The sequence below is a fragment of the uncultured Arthrobacter sp. genome, assembly GCF_947493765.1.
Classification (GTDB): domain Bacteria; phylum Actinomycetota; class Actinomycetes; order Actinomycetales; family Micrococcaceae; genus Arthrobacter_D.
Window position 1 is genome coordinate 24451 of sequence record NZ_CANLSZ010000002.1, and the last position, 15933, is coordinate 40383.

The 15933-nt window shown below is 69.5% G+C and carries 17 protein-coding genes, 1 tRNA gene, 1 other RNA gene and 1 pseudogene; 10 read left to right on the top strand and 10 right to left on the bottom strand.

Annotation, left to right across the window (positions count from 1 at the left end; genetic code table 11):
- Positions 1-139 precede the first annotated feature (139 nt).
- The 5 genes from Q0747_RS03010 to Q0747_RS03030 all read right to left on the bottom strand — a co-directional run bounded on the left by Q0747_RS03010 (position 140) and on the right by Q0747_RS03030 (position 3578).
- Positions 140-559 (bottom strand): RidA family protein, encoded by a 420-nt coding sequence (locus Q0747_RS03010; protein ID WP_298251790.1) that lies wholly within the window; start codon positions 557-559, stop codon positions 140-142.
- An 88-nt stretch (positions 560-647) separates the two neighbouring features.
- Entirely contained in the window at positions 648-1028 is a 381-nt protein-coding gene (locus tag Q0747_RS03015) for a DUF202 domain-containing protein (protein ID WP_298251791.1), read from the bottom strand.
- Positions 1025-1351, bottom strand: coding sequence for a YidH family protein (locus Q0747_RS03020; RefSeq protein ID WP_298252258.1), 327 nt, complete (start codon positions 1349-1351; stop codon positions 1025-1027). The genes Q0747_RS03015 and Q0747_RS03020 overlap by 4 nt, the downstream gene beginning before the upstream one ends.
- A 242-nt stretch (positions 1352-1593) precedes the next feature.
- The gene (locus Q0747_RS03025; RefSeq protein ID WP_298251792.1) at positions 1594-2757 is read right to left on the bottom strand and encodes an acyl-CoA dehydrogenase family protein; all 1164 of its coding nucleotides are present in this window, start codon (positions 2755-2757) and stop codon (positions 1594-1596) included.
- 35 nt (positions 2758-2792) lie between these two features.
- On the bottom strand, positions 2793-3578 hold the full coding sequence (locus tag Q0747_RS03030; RefSeq protein WP_298251793.1) for an SDR family NAD(P)-dependent oxidoreductase: 786 nt from the start codon (positions 3576-3578) through the stop codon (positions 2793-2795).
- A gap of 139 nt (positions 3579-3717) precedes the next feature.
- Between Q0747_RS03030 and Q0747_RS03035 the strand changes: the two genes are divergently transcribed.
- Both Q0747_RS03035 and Q0747_RS03040 read left to right on the top strand, forming a co-directional pair.
- Positions 3718-4755, top strand: coding sequence for a glycoside hydrolase family 76 protein (locus Q0747_RS03035; RefSeq protein ID WP_298251794.1), 1038 nt, complete (start codon positions 3718-3720; stop codon positions 4753-4755).
- Positions 4756-4820: 65 nt separating this feature from the next.
- Positions 4821-6053 carry a trans-acting enoyl reductase family protein gene (locus tag Q0747_RS03040; RefSeq protein ID WP_298251795.1) on the top strand — a complete coding sequence of 411 codons (1233 nt, stop codon included), beginning with the start codon at positions 4821-4823 and terminating at the stop codon, positions 6051-6053.
- 37 nt (positions 6054-6090) lie between these two features.
- Here Q0747_RS03040 and Q0747_RS03045 read toward each other — a convergent pair.
- Positions 6091-6689: pseudogene (locus Q0747_RS03045) on the bottom strand (YdeI family protein).
- A gap of 79 nt (positions 6690-6768) precedes the next feature.
- On the opposite strand from Q0747_RS03045, the gene Q0747_RS03050 reads away from it, so the two are divergent.
- The 5 genes from Q0747_RS03050 (at position 6769) to thiD (ending at position 11257) form a co-directional block, all read left to right on the top strand.
- Positions 6769-7482, top strand: coding sequence for a VOC family protein (locus Q0747_RS03050; protein WP_298251796.1), 714 nt, complete (start codon positions 6769-6771; stop codon positions 7480-7482).
- A gap of 84 nt (positions 7483-7566) precedes the next feature.
- Positions 7567-8106 (top strand): NUDIX hydrolase family protein, encoded by a 540-nt coding sequence (locus tag Q0747_RS03055; RefSeq protein WP_298251797.1) that lies wholly within the window; start codon positions 7567-7569, stop codon positions 8104-8106.
- Between the two features lie 69 nt (positions 8107-8175).
- Positions 8176-9039, top strand: coding sequence for a DUF6707 family protein (locus Q0747_RS03060; RefSeq protein ID WP_298251798.1), 864 nt, complete (start codon positions 8176-8178; stop codon positions 9037-9039).
- A gap of 65 nt (positions 9040-9104) precedes the next feature.
- Positions 9105-10367 (top strand): tRNA guanosine(34) transglycosylase Tgt, encoded by a 1263-nt coding sequence (gene tgt, locus Q0747_RS03065; protein ID WP_298251799.1) that lies wholly within the window; start codon positions 9105-9107, stop codon positions 10365-10367.
- Between the two features lie 65 nt (positions 10368-10432).
- Complete coding sequence (thiD, locus tag Q0747_RS03070; RefSeq protein ID WP_298251800.1) at positions 10433-11257, top strand: bifunctional hydroxymethylpyrimidine kinase/phosphomethylpyrimidine kinase; 825 nt, start codon at positions 10433-10435, stop codon at positions 11255-11257.
- Between the two features lie 59 nt (positions 11258-11316).
- Here the strand turns inward: thiD and Q0747_RS03075 are convergent, their stop codons facing one another.
- Together Q0747_RS03075 and Q0747_RS03080 are read right to left on the bottom strand one after the other, a co-directional pair.
- Complete coding sequence (locus tag Q0747_RS03075) at positions 11317-12018, bottom strand: LytR C-terminal domain-containing protein (RefSeq protein ID WP_298251801.1); 702 nt, start codon at positions 12016-12018, stop codon at positions 11317-11319.
- 136 nt (positions 12019-12154) lie between these two features.
- Positions 12155-13072 carry a ribokinase gene (locus Q0747_RS03080; protein WP_298251802.1) on the bottom strand — a complete coding sequence of 306 codons (918 nt, stop codon included), beginning with the start codon at positions 13070-13072 and terminating at the stop codon, positions 12155-12157.
- A gap of 146 nt (positions 13073-13218) precedes the next feature.
- Here Q0747_RS03080 and Q0747_RS03085 point away from each other — a divergent pair, with 146 nt between their 5' ends.
- Positions 13219-13641, top strand: a complete 423-nt coding sequence (locus Q0747_RS03085) for a hypothetical protein (protein WP_298251803.1) — start codon at positions 13219-13221, stop codon at positions 13639-13641.
- 44 nt (positions 13642-13685) lie between these two features.
- Here Q0747_RS03085 and Q0747_RS03090 read toward each other — a convergent pair whose 3' ends face one another.
- A complete protein-coding gene (locus Q0747_RS03090) occupies positions 13686-13928 on the bottom strand; it encodes a hypothetical protein (protein WP_298251804.1) in 243 nt (80 codons plus the stop codon).
- 367 nt (positions 13929-14295) lie between these two features.
- On the opposite strand from Q0747_RS03090, the gene Q0747_RS03095 reads away from it, so the two are divergent.
- Positions 14296-15249, top strand: coding sequence for a hypothetical protein (locus tag Q0747_RS03095; RefSeq protein ID WP_298251805.1), 954 nt, complete (start codon positions 14296-14298; stop codon positions 15247-15249).
- Positions 15250-15614: 365 nt separating this feature from the next.
- Here the strand turns inward: Q0747_RS03095 and Q0747_RS03100 are convergent.
- A tRNA-Ser gene (locus Q0747_RS03100) sits at positions 15615-15699 on the bottom strand.
- A 112-nt stretch (positions 15700-15811) separates the two neighbouring features.
- On the opposite strand from Q0747_RS03100, the gene ffs reads away from it, so the two are divergent.
- Positions 15812-15907: signal recognition particle sRNA small type (ffs, locus tag Q0747_RS03105), an RNA gene on the top strand.
- Positions 15908-15933 lie beyond the last annotated feature (26 nt).

Genomic DNA, 15933 nt, shown 5'->3' on the forward strand with positions numbered 1-15933 from the left:
CCGGTCCTGCCGGTCGAGATGTGTGTCAGGTAATTCGACCGAGTCGGCCCAGGATCCGGGCCCGTCGGTCCGCATCCGGAGGGACGAGTGGGGCGGGTCTACAAATGCGCTCTAGAGTGCTCGACCTCGTCGGTCCCAGTCAGCTCGAGCGTCGATCGAGGACGGCCGCGACCGCTTCGATCTCGACGAGCTGGTGCTCATAGCCGAGAACGGTCACGCCCAGCAGGGTGCTCGGGACATCGTGGTCACCGAACCTGGCGCGTACAACGTCCCAGGCCGTCACGAGGTCCGCCCGGACGGTGGATGCCACGAGGACACGCGTACTGATCACGTCCTCGAGTCTCGCGCCAGCGTCACCCAACGCCGCCAGCAGATTGTCGAGGCACTGCATCGCCTGCGCCGCGTAATCGCCCCGACCGACGATCGCACCGGCCTCGTCGAGCGGACAGGACCCGGCGAGGAAGACCAGCCGTGCGTCCGCCGGCGCAGTAGCCGCATACGCGTACGGCACGGAGTGGGCCAGAGTGCTGGAGCGGATCAGAGTCACAGCAGACTTCATGGGACCTCCCTTTCTGTCGTCGTCCTGAACGCTTCCACCCTTCCCCTCGGTCCCTCCGGATGCTCCTCCGCGATCGGCGCCCTCCACTTCAGTGCAGCGGCAGTGCGACGACGACGACCAGCGCCAGCACACTGACCAGCGCGACGGCGGCCGCCATCCAGGCGACGCCGACGACGTAGGCCCCGATCCGGCCGGAGCGCATACCCCGCACATCCCGCCGATAGCGGCGCCCCTGACCGGTGGCGATGCCCAGCGCGATGCACACCGTCAGGCCGCTGATCACGAGAGGGAACCACCCGTGCAGCGGGACCCAGCGGAGCAACAGCACCCCGGCCAGGATCAGCGCGAGGAGGGTGCGGTTCCAGGCGAGTGACGTGCGCTCGGGCTGCAGACCGGGATCGACCGGACCGTTCGGGAGCGGCAGACCCGAACCTGCCTCCCGATCCCCGGACGCACCGTGCGCGTTCATCCGCCGACGAGCACCCCGACGAGCACGGAAGCGGCGACGAGGGCACCGCCCATCGCCAGGACCGGGACCAGCAGCGGCAGGGGAAGGGGCCCCTGACGGCGCAGCGCCCGCTCCACCCGGAGCCAGCGGACTCCCGCCGCAAGAGCGAGCACGAGCGCGAGCACCAGCAGGACGACGGCGAGCGCCGTGCGGACAGGAGGCACGAAGGTGTCCGGGGTGAAGGCCTCCACCGCGATACCGCCCGCCAGGAGCGCCAGAGCCGTCCTGATCCAGGCCAGAAAAGTGCGCTCGTTCGCCAGGGTGAAGCGGGGGTCCGGCTCGATGCCGCCGCCGAGGAGTCGGACGGCTCGGGAGGCCCGACGATCGCGATCGGCGACGGGCTGCTCGGGCGTGGCCGCCGCGGCGGGAGCGGCACCGGCGTCGCCGAGCTGGTCGGGTCGGTCGGCTTCACCGCGGGAAGATCTCACGCGCCCATCGTAGGTCCGGTCGGCGGCGCAGCGGGTATCGGCGCCGTCGTCGGTACCTGCAGGCCAGACACCGGCTCCCGGACGGACCGGCGCCGGCGTCAGGCGAATGCGGAGATGCCCGTCAGCGCCCGTCCCACGATGAGGGAGTTGATCTCGTAGGAGCCCTCGTAGGTGTAGACGGCCTCGGCGTCCGCGAAGATCTTGGCCATCCCGTAGTCCGTCACGATCCCGTTGCCGCCGAGGATCCCGCGCCCGAGCGCCACGGTCTCGCGCATGCGCGCCGTGGTGAAGGATTTGGCGAAGGCCGCCTGCGCCATGTCGGAGGCGCCCTGTGCCTGCAGGTCCGCGATCCGCGCCATGACCGCCAGGCTCGCCGTCGTGTTGCCCATCATGGTCACGAGCTGGTCCTGGACGAGCTGGAAGCCCGCGATCGGCCGGCCGAACTGATGACGCTCCAGCGCGTACTGCCGGGCGACGTCGAACGCCGCCAGCTGCTGTCCCACCGCCTGCCAGCCCACGAGGATGCGTGAGCCGAGCAGGAGCTGGCGGGTGTCATTGAACGAGTCGATGCCGGCGAACCGGTCGGCCTCGGGAACGCGCACGTCGGTGAGGGTGATGTCGGCGTTCTGCACGGTCCGCAGCGCCGTCTTGTTGGCGATGGCGGTCCGGGTGACTCCGGGCAGGGTGGCGTCGAGGATGAAGCCGCGCACCCCTCCGGTCTCGGTGTCGCGGGCCCACAGGAGCATGTAGTCGCAGAAGGTGCCGTTGCCGATCCACCGCTTCGCGCCGTTGATGACCCACGTGTCGCCGTCCCGGGTGGCCGTGGTGGTCATGCCACCGGCGACGTCGGAGCCGTGCAGCGGCTCGGTCAGCGCGAAGGCACCGGTGATGCGCAGGTCCATGGCGTCCTGCAGGAGCCTGGCCTTCTGGTCCTCGCTGCCGAAGGTGTGCAGGGCTTCGACGAAGAGATCGTGGTGGACCATGAAGAACGTGGCGATCGAGGTGTCGGCGCGGGTCAGCTCGGCGATCACCAGACCGCTGAAGAGGTGGCTGTACCCCTGCTGGAGGGGGGTGCTGAGCTGGAGGTCCGCCAGCTTGGGGAGGAGCTCGTGCGGGAACTCGGCTCGGTTCCACCACTCGACGGCGAGCGGCGAGACCTCCTTGGCGAGGAAATCGCGCACGTCCTGCAGCTTCTCCCGCTCGTGGGCGGCGAGGAGCGATTCGAACGCGAGGAAGTCCGCGGTGGGTAGCTGGCTCTCCATGGAGCCGTCCTTTCGATCGTGACCGGTGGCAGCGATTACTTCGGGGCCATCCGGATGGCGCCGTCGAGACGGATGGTCTCCCCGTTGAGCATCTGGTTCTCCACGATGTGCGCGGCGAGTGCTGCGTACTCGACCGGCTTGCCGAGGCGGGAGGGGTGCGGTACCTGGGTGCCCAGGGAGTCCTGGGCCTCCTGCGGCAGGGAGGACATCATCGGGGTCTCGAAGATGCCCGGGGCGATCGTGACCACGCGGATGAGCGAACGGGCGAGCTCGCGTGCGATCGGAAGCGTCATGGCCGCGACGCCGCCCTTCGAGGCGGAGTACGCGGCCTGGCCGATCTGCCCGTCGAAGGCGGCGACGGATGCGGTGTTGATGATGACGCCGCGCTCGTCCGAGCCGCCGAGCCCGGTCACCGTCGGCGTGAGGGCCATGGCTGCGGCGGCGAGTCGGATCACGTTGAAGGTGCCGAGGAGATTGACGGTGATGACGCGCGTGAACTGCTCGAGTGGCAGGACCCCGTCGCGGCCGAGGACCTTGCCGGGAGTGGCGATACCGGCGCAGTTGACGACGATCCGCAGCGGGCCGAGCCCGGTGGCGGCGTCGACCGCTGCCTGCACCTGCTCCGGATCGGCGACGTCGGCGGCGACGAAGCGGATGCGCTCCCCCGACGGATCCAGCTCGACGGCCGCGTCTGCTCCGGCGGACTGCGGCAGATCGACGAGGACCACGGAGGCGCCGCCGTCGAACAGTCTGCGAGCCGTGGCGAGACCGAGTCCCGAGGCGCCACCGGTGACGAGAGCCACCGCTCTACTGATGTCCATGCTGATCCTTCCGCCCGGGGACCGCCGTTGGTCCATCCGGGGCCAGACTACTGTGACCTGGCCCACTGCGCACCCGCGCGGAGTTCTACTGAGCATTGTGCCCAACGGCAGGGCAGGGCGAGCTGGCTAGGGTGGTCGTATGCCCATCCCCGACGACGCCGCGCCCGCGGCCGCAGCCAGCATCCGGCAGCTGTTCGCCCGCCGCAGCCTGAGCGTCCCCGGCACGCGATTGGGAGCCATCGCCCTCCCTGCACCGGCCGGCCTGCGGAGCCACTGGCACTACTGGTGGCAGGCGCACTTCCTCGACTGCCTCATCGACGAGCACGTCCGTGATCCCTCGGGTCACGCGCTCCCCGAGGCACGAAAACTGGCCCGCGGGATCTGGCTGCGCAATGGTGCCCGATGGCGCAACGCCTACTACGACGACATGGCCTGGCTGGCCCTGGCCCTGCAGCGCCTCGACGCGGTGGAGCGGCGACGCCGACCCAGTCGCCCCGTGCGGGTCCTCGGCGACGCACTGCGCTCCGCGCATACGCAGGAGCTGGGTGGCGGCGTCTTCTGGAACACGACGCGGGACTACAAGAACACGCCCAGCACGGCCCCCGCTGCGCTCTTCTTCGCGAGGGCAGGGGAGGAGGAGCGCGCGCAGCGCCTTCTCGACTGGCTGAGGGAACACCTGTTCGAGACGGGGAGCGGGCTCTACCTCGACGGCATCAGGACCGACGGCCGGGTGGAACGCACGCTCCACACCTACAACCAGGGCACGGTGCTCGGTGCGCTCGTCGCCGTCGGCGGACCCAGCAATCTGCAGCACGCCGGCGAGCTCGTGGAAGCGATCGCGCGCGACATGGCCGCCGACGACGGCGTGCTGCCGCTGGGATCCACCGGCGACGGCGGTCTCTTCACCGGGATCCTCGCGCGCTATCTGGCGCGGGCCGCCGCATCGGACGTCGTCGGGTCGGACATCGGCGGGTCGGCGGCGACGACGGCCCGGCACCTGCTCGAGTCCACGGCCGCGTACGTGTGGACCGGGCGCACCCCGATCGCCGGCGGCGGCATCGTCTTCCCCCCGCCGCAGGACGGAGCGATCAGTCTGTCGTCGCAGCTCCAAGCCTGGATGATCCTGGAGGCGGAGCGGGCTTCGCGGAGCAGACAGGATCCTGGCCCCCGGATCTGATCCGTACGGACCATCCTGGCGGGACGTCACCCGCAGCGCACCCGCCCCGATGACAGACTGCTCCCATGGAGAACACAGAACGCGCTTACGACCTCGTCATCTACGGAGCCACGGGTTTCGTCGGTGAGCTGATCGCCGCATACGTCGCGGAACATGCCCCGGCCGGCCTCAGGGTAGGCATCGCCGGCCGGTCGAGAAGCAAGCTCGAGGCCGTCCGGTCGCGGCTTCCGGCGGCCGCTCGCGAGTGGTCCCTCATCGAGGCCGACTCGGAGGACGCCGGCGCCCTCACCGCCCTCGCCGAGAGCACACAGGTGCTCTTCACCACCGTGGGTCCCTACGTGAAGTACGGGCTGCCCGTCGTCGAGGCCTGCGCCCAGGCCGGTACCCACTACGGCGATCTGACCGGCGAGGTGTCCTTCGTCCGCGACGCCATCGATCGCTGCGACGCGCTCGCCAAGGCGAGCGGCGCGAGGATCGTGCATGCGTGCGGCTACGACTCGGTCCCGTCGGATCTCGCGGTCCTCCTGCTGCACAGGGCAGCCGAGGCCGACGACGCCGGTGCGCTGACCGACGTCCAGCTCGTCGCGACGGCGAAGGGCGGCGTCAGCGGAGGCACCGTCGACTCGATGCGCGGCCAGCTCGACGGTGCACGCTCGGACCCCGCACTGAAATCGCTCGCCGGCGATCCCTACGCGCTCAGCCCGGACCGCGCCGCGGAACCGTCCACGGACCAGCCCGCGGATTACGGCCCCGTGAGCCGCTCGACGAACGGCCTGTGGACGGCGCCGTTCGTGATGGCCGCCGGCAACACGCGGATCGTCCGCCGCAGCAACGCCCTGCAGGGCTGGGCCTACGGCCGCTCGCTCAGCTACGGCGAGGTGATGGGCATCTCCAGCGGACCGGCAGGGGCCGTCGTCGCCCGCATCATCGCCGTGGGGCTGAAGATCTTCATGGGCGCCATGGCGGTACCGGTGACCCGGCGACTGCTCGATCGCGTGCTGCCCGCTCCGGGCAAGGGCCCGAGCCGGGAGGCACAGGAGGCGGGCTGGTTCCGCTCCACGGTGACCGCCCGCACCGAGGGCGGCCGACGCTATCGGGCGACGGTGAAGGCTCCGGGCGATCCGGGGTACGCCGCGACCGCCGTCATGGCGGGTGAGACCGCGCTCTCCCTGGCGCTCGACGGCGACCGGCTCCCACCCGTGAGTGGATCGCTGACGCCGGCCACCGCGCTCGGCGACGTGCTCGTGGAGCGGCTGCGGGCCGCCGGCCACACCTACGAGGTGACCCGGCTGATCTGAGACGCAGACCGGCTCGCGCGGCAGAGGGCAGCGTGCGCTAGACGTCCCTCCGCCGGACGCCCTGGGGATGGAAGGTCTCCCCGCGGGCGAGCATGGCGACGAACTTCGCGATGTTGCGCTCCCTGGCCGCCTCGGTCTTCAGCTGTGACAGGCGGAAGATCAGCGCATAGCGATTCTGGGAACTCAGGGTGGTGAACGTGGCGAGCGCGCGTCGTCGGCCTCGATCGCCGCCATGAGCCGGGGCGGCACCTCGGCCGTCGCCGGGCCCGCATAGGCGCGCTCCCACCGTCCGTCGGCCTGCGCCGCCGCGACAGCCCGCTCACCCGCCTCCTGCATGCGGCCCTCGCCGCGGAGCCGGTCGATGTAGGTCCTGTTGCGCACCGACCAGATGCTCCGCGGCCCGCGCGGGGTGAAGCGCTGGAGGTAGCTGCCCTCGTCGCGCGTCCTGGCCTGGCCGTCGATCCAGCCGAAGCAGAGCGCTTCGTCGAGCGCCAGCGCGTAGGTGAGCGCCGTCGTCGTCCCGCCCTTCTTGTGCTGGACGAGCCACACGCCGGGCGAGTCGCCGTGGTGCTCCTCGAGCCAGCGGTGCCACGCCGCCGCGTCAGGCAGGAGGAGTTCCGGCAGCTCGGGCTTCATGCGATCACTGTAGGGCCGCTGTCACTCCTCGTGCACTAGATTGCTGGAGCACGCCCTTCGCCTATCCGAGGGAGACTTGATGCTCCGCGTCCGCCCGCTCGTGTACACCTCCGATCTGCCCCGCGCCGCCGGATTCCTGGTCGCGCTGGGGCTCGCCCCCGCCGTCGACCCTGGGCCGAACGACTCCTACGCGGTGTTCGACGCCGGGAGCGGCCGCGTGGCACTCCATGCCTGCGCACCGGGCAGCCCCGAGGACGGCACGACGGCGCTGGCGTTCGATGTGTCGGACGTGGCCGAATTCGTCCGGAGGACCAACGCCGCCGGGACCGCCGCCGAGCTGTCGGAGGAAGGGCACCAGCTCGTGGCGCGCATCACCGCTCCCGACGGGATCTCCTTCCGCGCCGAGGCCGGTCCGCGTGCCACGGGAGCCGCAGCAACCCCGCTGTCCGTGGTCGCCCTCTGGTACACGCACCGCATCGGCTCCGCCGTGCGTGTCCTGAAGGACATCGGCGCCAGGCCCCGCACCAGTTCGGACGCCGGCACGTGGCACGATTTCAACGCGAAGAACGGCGGGCTGGTCGCCCTGCACGCCGGCGCGCGCACCGGGCTGGAGCTGGCCTTCGAGGACGACGGCGACGTGCAGTCCCGTGTCTCCGATCTCACCGCCGCCGGCGTCGAGTCCGCGCTGATCGACGAGAGCCACGGGCGGTCGTTGCGTGTCCGCCCTCCCTGGGGCGGGGAGCTCTGGATCAACGAGCGGCAGCAGGATCTCCACGGGTACACCGAGCACTGATTCCGGGCGGTGCGGTTTTCAGCCACTGGCCGAAGAACCGCCCTGCGGTGACGGAGGGGCCGAGGTCTGCTATAGAACTAGGGTATGAACGTTCGCACCCCTGACCCCAATCCGGGCTGGCTCTCCGACGAAGATCTGTACGAGGCCCGCCGCCGCCTGCCGATGGTCTACGTGGAGGCGATCCCCGTGCGCTGTGATGCGCTGGGCTACGTCGACGAGGTGGGCCTGCTGCTCCAGGCGAACGAGCAGGGCGAGATGGTGCGGACGTTCGTCTCGGGTCGCGTGATGTACCGGGAGACCATCCGGGCAGCCCTGCTCCGGCACCTGGAGAAGGACCTCGGGCCACTGGCCCTGCCGCAGCTGTCCCCCTCTCCCCTGCCCTTCACCATCGCCGAGTACTTCCCGTCCCCCTCCGAGACCGGGCTGACCGACGATCGCCAGCACGCCGTCGCACTGGCCTACCTGATCCCGGTGACGGGCGAGTGCAATCCGCGCCAGGATGCCCTCGAGCTGTCGTGGATGACGCCGACGGAGGCGCTGAGCCCGGCGATCCAGGCCGAGTTCTCCGGCGGGCGCGCCGACCTGCTCCGCCAGGCCCTGGCCCACGCCGGGTGGGGTCGCTGAGCAGGAGGACCTTCACGGGCAGGCCGTGACGACGGAGCGCCGCAGGGCGCACACCCAGGAGAGGATCGAGTGGCGGACAAGGACATGAGGGGGCTGCGTGCGGTGCCCGCTGACCGGCTCGCGGCCGGGGACATGCTCGCGCTCCCCCGGGACGAAGGGACGGCGGAGGTCGCCTCCGTGGAGGTGGAGAACGACGATTTCGGGATCGCCGCGCTCGTCATCGCCACGCTCACGGACGGGCGGCGGATCTCGATCGCGAGTGGGTCCCTGGTCCACCTCGAGCCCGCGGACACGGAGCTCGGGGTCTCGGCCGTGGCGGCCGACCACGGCTCGCCCGAAGCACTCGTGGCCCAGATTGCCCGGACCCATGAGCACAACCCCGGCCTGCAGGAGATCGCCGGACGCCTGGCACGCGGGATCAATCTCAAGGCCGGGAGCAATCTCCAGGATCTGCACCAGCTCGCCACCACCCTGCTCGTCGACGAGGCGGACACGGCTGCGGCCCTCGGCATCGCCGATCTGCTCGCCGGGCAAGCGTTCGACGGCAACTTCGGTCGCTGGAAGTGGATCGAGGGCGGGCTGGCGATCGCGGCCTATCTCACGCGGCACGACGCCGAGCGGTCCGCCGGGTACTCCGCGGCCATCCTCGCGGCCGATGCCGCCGAGACGGACCCGCTGCGCGCGAAGACGGCGGCCATCTACCGGCAGCGGCAACTGAACGAGCCCAATGTGTACGACCCGGAGATCCTCCGGGCAGCCGCGGCCGGGCAGGACGACGTCGAACGCGACTGGCGCGTGCTGCGCATCGGCGTGCTGCTCTATCTCCGGGCGCACGGCGGCTCCCAGACCCTGGGCCGCGAGGTGCTCGAACGGCGCATCGCCGCGGAACTCGCCGCCGTCGCAGCCCTGAACGAGCGACTGGCGGAGCGCTGAGGGCGCGACTGGCGGGCCGCTGACGCGCGGCACGCCGGGCGACGGAGGACTGGCAAAATAGGGTGGTGCATCCACAGTCCCAGCAGTCGTCCTTCGCCTTCGCCGTCCACTCACGCCTGGAGGACACGACGCCGGGTGGCGGGAGCGGCGGTCCGCGGCACGGGCGCACCGGCACCATCACCACACCGCACGGGCAGATCCGCACACCGGCGTTCATCCCGGTGGGAACGAAGGCCTCGGTCAAGGCGGTCCTCCCCGGCGCGATGGCCGAGCTCGGAGCGCAGGCCCTGCTGGCCAACGCCTACCACCTGTATCTGCAGCCCGGCGCGGACATCCTCGACGAGGCCGGGGGACTCGGCGCCTTCATGAACTGGCCCGGCCCCACCTTCACCGACTCCGGTGGCTTCCAGGTGATGAGCCTGGGCTCCGGTTTCAAGAAGGTCATCACCATGGACGCCCCCGTGGACGCCGAGCAGACCGGGGCGGACGACCGCGTGGCCGTCGGGAAGGAACGCCTGGCGCACATTGACGACGACGGCGTCTGGTTCAAGTCGCACCTCAACGGTGACCGCCACCGGTTCACGCCCGAGATCTCCATGCAGGTGCAGCACCAGCTCGGCGCGGACATCATGTTCGCCTTCGACGAGCTCACCACCCTCATGAACTCCCGCGGCTACCAGGAGGAATCCCTCGAGCGGACCCGGCTCTGGGCGCAGCGCTGCGTCTCCGAGCACGAGCGCCTCACCGCCGAGCGCAGCCACCGGCCCTACCAGGCGCTCTTCGGCGTCATCCAGGGCGCCCAGTACGAGGACCTGCGGCGTAAGGCCTCCGCCGATCTCGGGGGCATGAACTTCGACGGCTTCGGCATCGGCGGTGCCCTCGAGAAGGAGAATCTGGGCACCATCCTGGGCTGGTGCAGCGACGAGCTCCCCGAGGACAAACCACGCCATCTGCTCGGTATCTCCGAACCGGACGATCTGTTCACCGGAATCGAGAACGGCGCCGACACCTTCGACTGCGTCTCCCCCACCCGGGTGGCCCGCAACTCCGCGTTCTACACCCCCGACGGGCGGTGGAATCTCTCCAATGCGCGATTCAGGCGCGACTTCACCCCGCTCGTGGAGGGCTGCGACTGCTACACCTGCACGCACTACACGCGCGCCTACATCCATCACCTCTTCAAGGCCAAGGAGATGGTCTCGGCCACGCTGATCTCCATCCACAACGAGCGCTTCGTGGTGCGCATGGTGGACGACGCCCGGGCAGCGATCGACGACGGCACGTTCTACGACCTCAAGGCCGAGGTCCTCGGGCGCTACTACACCTGAGGCCCCTGCCGGTCCCGGCGCATCGGGACTGGCCGCTCCGGATGCCGGTCGGGCAGACTAGGGGGATGTCCACCACCGAGTCATCCGCAGCCCCTGTCACCCTGACCATCGCCGGATCGGAGGCCACCGGCGGTGCCGGCGCCCAGGCCGATCTGCGCACCTTCCAGGAACTCGGCGTCTTCGGCATCACGGCACTGACCTGCATCGTCTCCTTCGACCCCGAGCACGACTGGCAGCACCGCTTCGTGCCGGTCGACCAGCAGGTCATCGCCGATCAGCTCGAAGCCATCCGGGCCACCTATCCGCTGTCCACGGTCAAGCTCGGCATGCTCGGCACGCCCGCCACCATCGACACCGTGGCCGCCACACTGCAGAGCCAGGAGTGGGAGAACGTGGTGCTCGATCCCGTGCTCATCTGCAAGGGCCAGGAACCCGGCGCGGCCCTCGACACAGACCAGGCACTCACGGCGAAGATCCTGCCGCTGGCCACCTTCGTCACCCCGAACCACTTCGAGGCCGAATCGCTCTCCGGGATGAGCATCGAGAACCTCGAGGACCTCAAGGAGGCCGCCCGCATCATCCACCGCAAGAGCGGCGCCGTCGTCCTCGCCAAGGGTGGTGTGCGCATCGAGGGCCCGGACGCCGTCGACGTCTACTTCGACGGCGAGACCCTCGAGGTGCTGTCCACCCCGAAGATCGGCGACGTCGCCGTGAGCGGCGCGGGCTGCACGCTCGCCGCCGCGGTCGCGGCGGAACTGGCGAAGGGCGCCACACCGCTCGACGCCGCGCGGACGGCGAAGGACTTCGTGACGGAGGGCATCCGGAACCGCCTCACGTCCAACGCACCGTTCGACGCCGTCCGGCAGGGTGGGGCACGCTCCTCGGACTGATCCGCCTCGGGAGACCCACGGCCTGTCCTCCGCGCCGCAGTCCTGCTAGGGCAGTCCTGCTAGGGCGCCGTCGGCGTGGCCTCCGGCGTCGGGCTCTGCTCGTCCTCGGCTGTGCAGGACAACCCTGCCGGTGTCTCATCGACCCCCTGCGGCGCCACGAGTCCCTTGTAGGCCGAGCCCAGGATCACGTCGACCGTGCGGTCCTCGCGCTCGTCGGGCACGAAGATCGCGTCGGGGATGGTGCGTTGCAGGGTGAAGGCGTTGGCAAGGCCACCCTCCCCGGCGACGATGATGGCCGTCATACCCGTCGGGTCCACGTCCCGGTTCCCGATCTCACGAACCGCGAATGCACGCCCGCGCAGTTGCTCGGCCGCGGTTCCGGCGAGGCCGCCGATGGTGGTGCTGTTGTAGACGTCGACGGTGATGGAGCTGGGGTCCTGGAGATCGAACGGCCCGGCGGGGCAGTCGGATCCCGAGGTGGCGGACGACGAGGGCGTGCGCTCGAGGGCGTCGAGGGTGATGTCGCCGCGGGCCATGCCGACCGCCAGGTAGACAGCCGCCGCCACCAGACCGACCAGCAGCACGAGGACCACACCGTGGCGGATGCGTCGCCGCCGCAAGATCCGCTGCCGGTCCGCTGCGTCGTCGGCCTCGAAGGTGGTGCCGAGATCCGTCTCGGTGACGATCCGCTGGCCGTGCCACTCCCTGGGATCCCGTCTGGCCCTGGCCCGCTGCTTGCGCGGCGAATCCTGTCCGCTCATCGGGCATCACCAGGGTTGCGGGGGCGAACTGTTCTGAGGATCACTGCCCCAGCCTAGGTAATCGTCACCCGCAATGGAACGCGGCGCCGTTCCCCGGCATGGCGGCGCCTCCCCGGGTTCCTCGCCTGGTCCGCCCCTACTGCCCTGGCAGCGGTAGACCGTCGTGGAGCGCCGGGTAGGAGGGCTGGGCCCCGGCATGCTGGACCGCATACGCTCCGACCTGCACGGCGAACCGGACGGAGTCCTCGAGACCCACCCCCTCGGCGAGCCGTACGGCCAGGGCACCGACGAAGGCATCCCCCGCCCCCGTGGTGTCCACAGCATCCACGCGAGGAGCGGGCATCTCAGTTACGGCGTCTCCGTCGGAGACCAGGGCACCAGCGGCGCCCAGCGTCATCACCACCGACGCCAGCCCGCACTCCAGCAGCGCTTCCACTACACCGCGGTGGTCCGTCACCTCCGGGCCTCCGAGGTGCGCCAGGACCAGCATTCCCTCGTGTTCGTTGACCACCAACGGATCGGCGCGCAGGAGCACGGCGTGGTCGAGCTGGAGGGCCGGAGCCAGATTGAGGATTATCCGCCCCGAGCCCAGTCGCATGGCAGTCTCCGTGGTACCGGCGGGGAGCTCGCCCTGCACGACGACGACGGTCGCTTCCGCGACGGTCTTCGCGCAGGACTCCACGAGGCCAGGGGTCACGTCGGCGTTCGCTCCGGGAACCACCACGATGGTGTTCTCGCCGTCGTCGGAGACCTCGACGACGGCGATGCCCGTGGTGCCGGGCGACCTGTGAACCGCTCGCAGGTCCACGCCGGCGCTTCTCAGCATCGAGAGCGCCGTATCTGCGTACTCGTCCGATCCCACTGCGCCGATCATGGTGACCTGGCCGCCGAGCAGCGCTGCCGCGACCGCCTGATTGGCGCCCTTGCCGCCGGGCAGCACGGTCAGCGACCGGCCGCGCACTGTCTCCCCGGGCTTGGGATGCCGCTCCAGCGTGACCAGGAGGTCGGCATTGATGGAGCCGACGACGACGATCCCGGGCGACCCTGTACTCATGCGGCGAGTCTCTCATGGGCGGCATGAGTTGCCCTGATGACGCCGGAGTCGCGATGTCGCCGGAGACTCAGGGGCAGGTGCTGGAAGTGACGCAAAGTCCCTTCCTGTAGCGTGCTGAAGCATCGGATCATCAAGAAGGTGGTGCCATGCAGCCAAGACGATACGCCGCGATCGCAGTCGGGATGTCGGGCCTCGTGAGCCTTGGCGGATGCAGTGGCGGTGGCGGTATCGCTGCCCTTGATCGTGCCCCTACGGCAGATGATCAGCTGCCGGGCTGTGTGGTGACGCAGGACCTGGACGTCGATTCCGTGCGGCTGGTCGTCGAGCAGGAAGGGATCAACTACTTCATCTCCGAGCGGAAGGAAGGCGTCGGTTTCTGTTTGACCTTGACGAAAGACCAGGACGAACGGGCCTGGATATCGGCATGCGGCGGACCTGTCGGCGAAGCAATCACTGCCCAATCCAGAGGCATCCCCGGAGTCGTGAAGCTGGTGGTCGACGGCTACTCCACCGATTACCTCGAAGAAAACGGGTGGACGAAGATCCACGACAATCTCCTCACCCGCTGACCGGCGCGTGCTGCCGATATCCGATCGGCAGTGGAAGACCCGGATCAGAGCCCCTGGTGCGGTCCGATATCGCCTGCGGCATGGTCGGATTCGTCATCACCGGACAAGAAGGCCCTCGTGAGGCTGCCTGCAGCGCCGGCGAGGAGCACATAGGCGCCGATGATCAGGGTCCTGTAGAGAGGTTCACCCAGGTGCTCGGCCAGCGTCGTGCGTCCACCGAAGACGACGACTGCCCCCGCCACGCACAGCGCAGCTACGACGAACCAGAGGGTGCTACGAGTGTTCAATCTCAGGACCTTCCGTACGAGAAAGTGGTGGAACTACTTCGACCTGCCGGGCTGGTTGCCGTCCCGAAGGAGTTTAATACCCAAGAACATGGTGCCCCCGGCTCCGGCAATCAACAGCAGTGGTACCAGAGCCAGATACCAGGCATCTGCGGCCAAGGCGATGACGATCGCGACACCACGCTCAGAACGATGCTTGCGAAGCTGACGCCAAGTGCATTGCCTCGAGGTGCGGGTCAACGTTTCCCCATTGTCATTCGGTGAGTCTACTGGGCTCCTCCCTACCGGCCTTCGGACGACCGTTGCCTGGCGCCAGGCCTGTTCCGGCGTCGGAATGGAAGCCAGCCCCGCGCGGGAACATACTGGGACCATGCCTACGGATGCCCCCATCGACCTGCTGCCCGACGCCCCCGCCCTGCCCTCGGAGGAAAGCCACCCCGTGCAGGGGCTGCTCCTCGACGTCGACGGCCCGATCGCCAGTCCTGAGACCCGGACGGTTCCGCCCGGCATCATCACGGATCTGCTGCTCCTCGCCGCGGCGGGCTGGCCCGTGGTGTTCAACACGGGCCGCTCGGACCACTTCATCCGAACACAGGTGATGGAGCCGATGCTCGCCGTCGGGATCCCGGCCGGCGTCACCTTCCACGCCGTCTGCGAGAAGGGCGGAACGTGGTTCTCGTTCACGGCCGACGGCGCCGGGGAGGTCCTCGTCGACGAGGGACTCGCGCTGCCCACCAGCTTCGCCGACGACATCCGGGATCTCGTGGAGGAGAAGTACGCGCACCTCATGTTCTTCGACGAGACGAAGCTCGCGATGGTCTCCGTGGAGCAGTCACTCACCGCGACGAACGCCGAGTACCTCGAGGGCCAGGCCCACTTCGACGACGATGTGGTCGACGTCATGCACAGCCACGACATGGGCGTGACCCGACTGGAGCGCGACGAGCCGGACAGCTCGGGGGACATCGCGTACCGGATCGATCCGACCATCATCTCCACCGACATCGAATCGGTCCGCGTGGGCAAGGACCTCGGGGCGGAGCGGGCCCTGACGCTCGTGGCACCGCTGATGGACCTCCCCCGCACCTGGCGGACCGTGGGCGATTCCCGTACCGACTACGCCATGGCCGACTACCTGCACGACCAGGGCTTCGACGTCGCGCACGTGGACGTCCGCCCGGCTGACGGTATTCCGGACAAGCCCTACGAGGTGCTCACCGAGGGTCCGCTCATCCACGAGGAGGCGGGAGCCGCGTTCCTCGCGCGCTGCGTGGCGTCGCTCCCCTGGGACGCCGGTGCGTCCGACGGGGCTGCCCCGCTCTGAATCGCTGGGCCCTGACGGCCGCGCCGGAGCAGATCGGGCACCGGGGACGTTGGACTCGGGGGACGGCTCCATGGCCGGCTCTCCCTGCCCGACGAGGGCGTCGACCGGCCGCCGGGCCAGGGAGAGAACAGGGCACCGCCTGGGAATCATCGATACGTGGAAGCTCGAGCTCCCCACCACCTTCACCGACGGTGATCCGAGCACGCAGCGTTCGACGGCGAACTCACCGACAGCGCGCAGGTCCAGGAGACGCCCACCTACATCCGCCGCCCACCACTGCCGCGCTCGCAGCGCCTCGGATACACCCGCCCGGATACACGAAGGACCCCGACCGATGGGCCGGGGTCCTTCGTGTTCTGCTGCAGCGGAGGATGGGGGATTTGAACCCCCGAGGGCGTGAACCCAACACGCGTTCCAGGCGTGCGCCATAGGCCGCTAGGCGAATCCTCCTCAGTGGAGCAGCTCCCAGAATACCCATACAAGGGGATCCTGCCGAATCACGGCCCCGGCAGGGCACCCCCGATCGATTCGAAAGCCGTGCAGGCGACTGTGTAGACTGTTTGCTGGCCCCTCATGTGGTGTCACCCTGTGAACTCCCCCAGGACCGGAAGGTAGCAAGGGTAAGCGGGCTCTGGCAGGTGCATGGGGGGTCTTACCTTTAAGTACCGGCTACAGGAGGTTGCG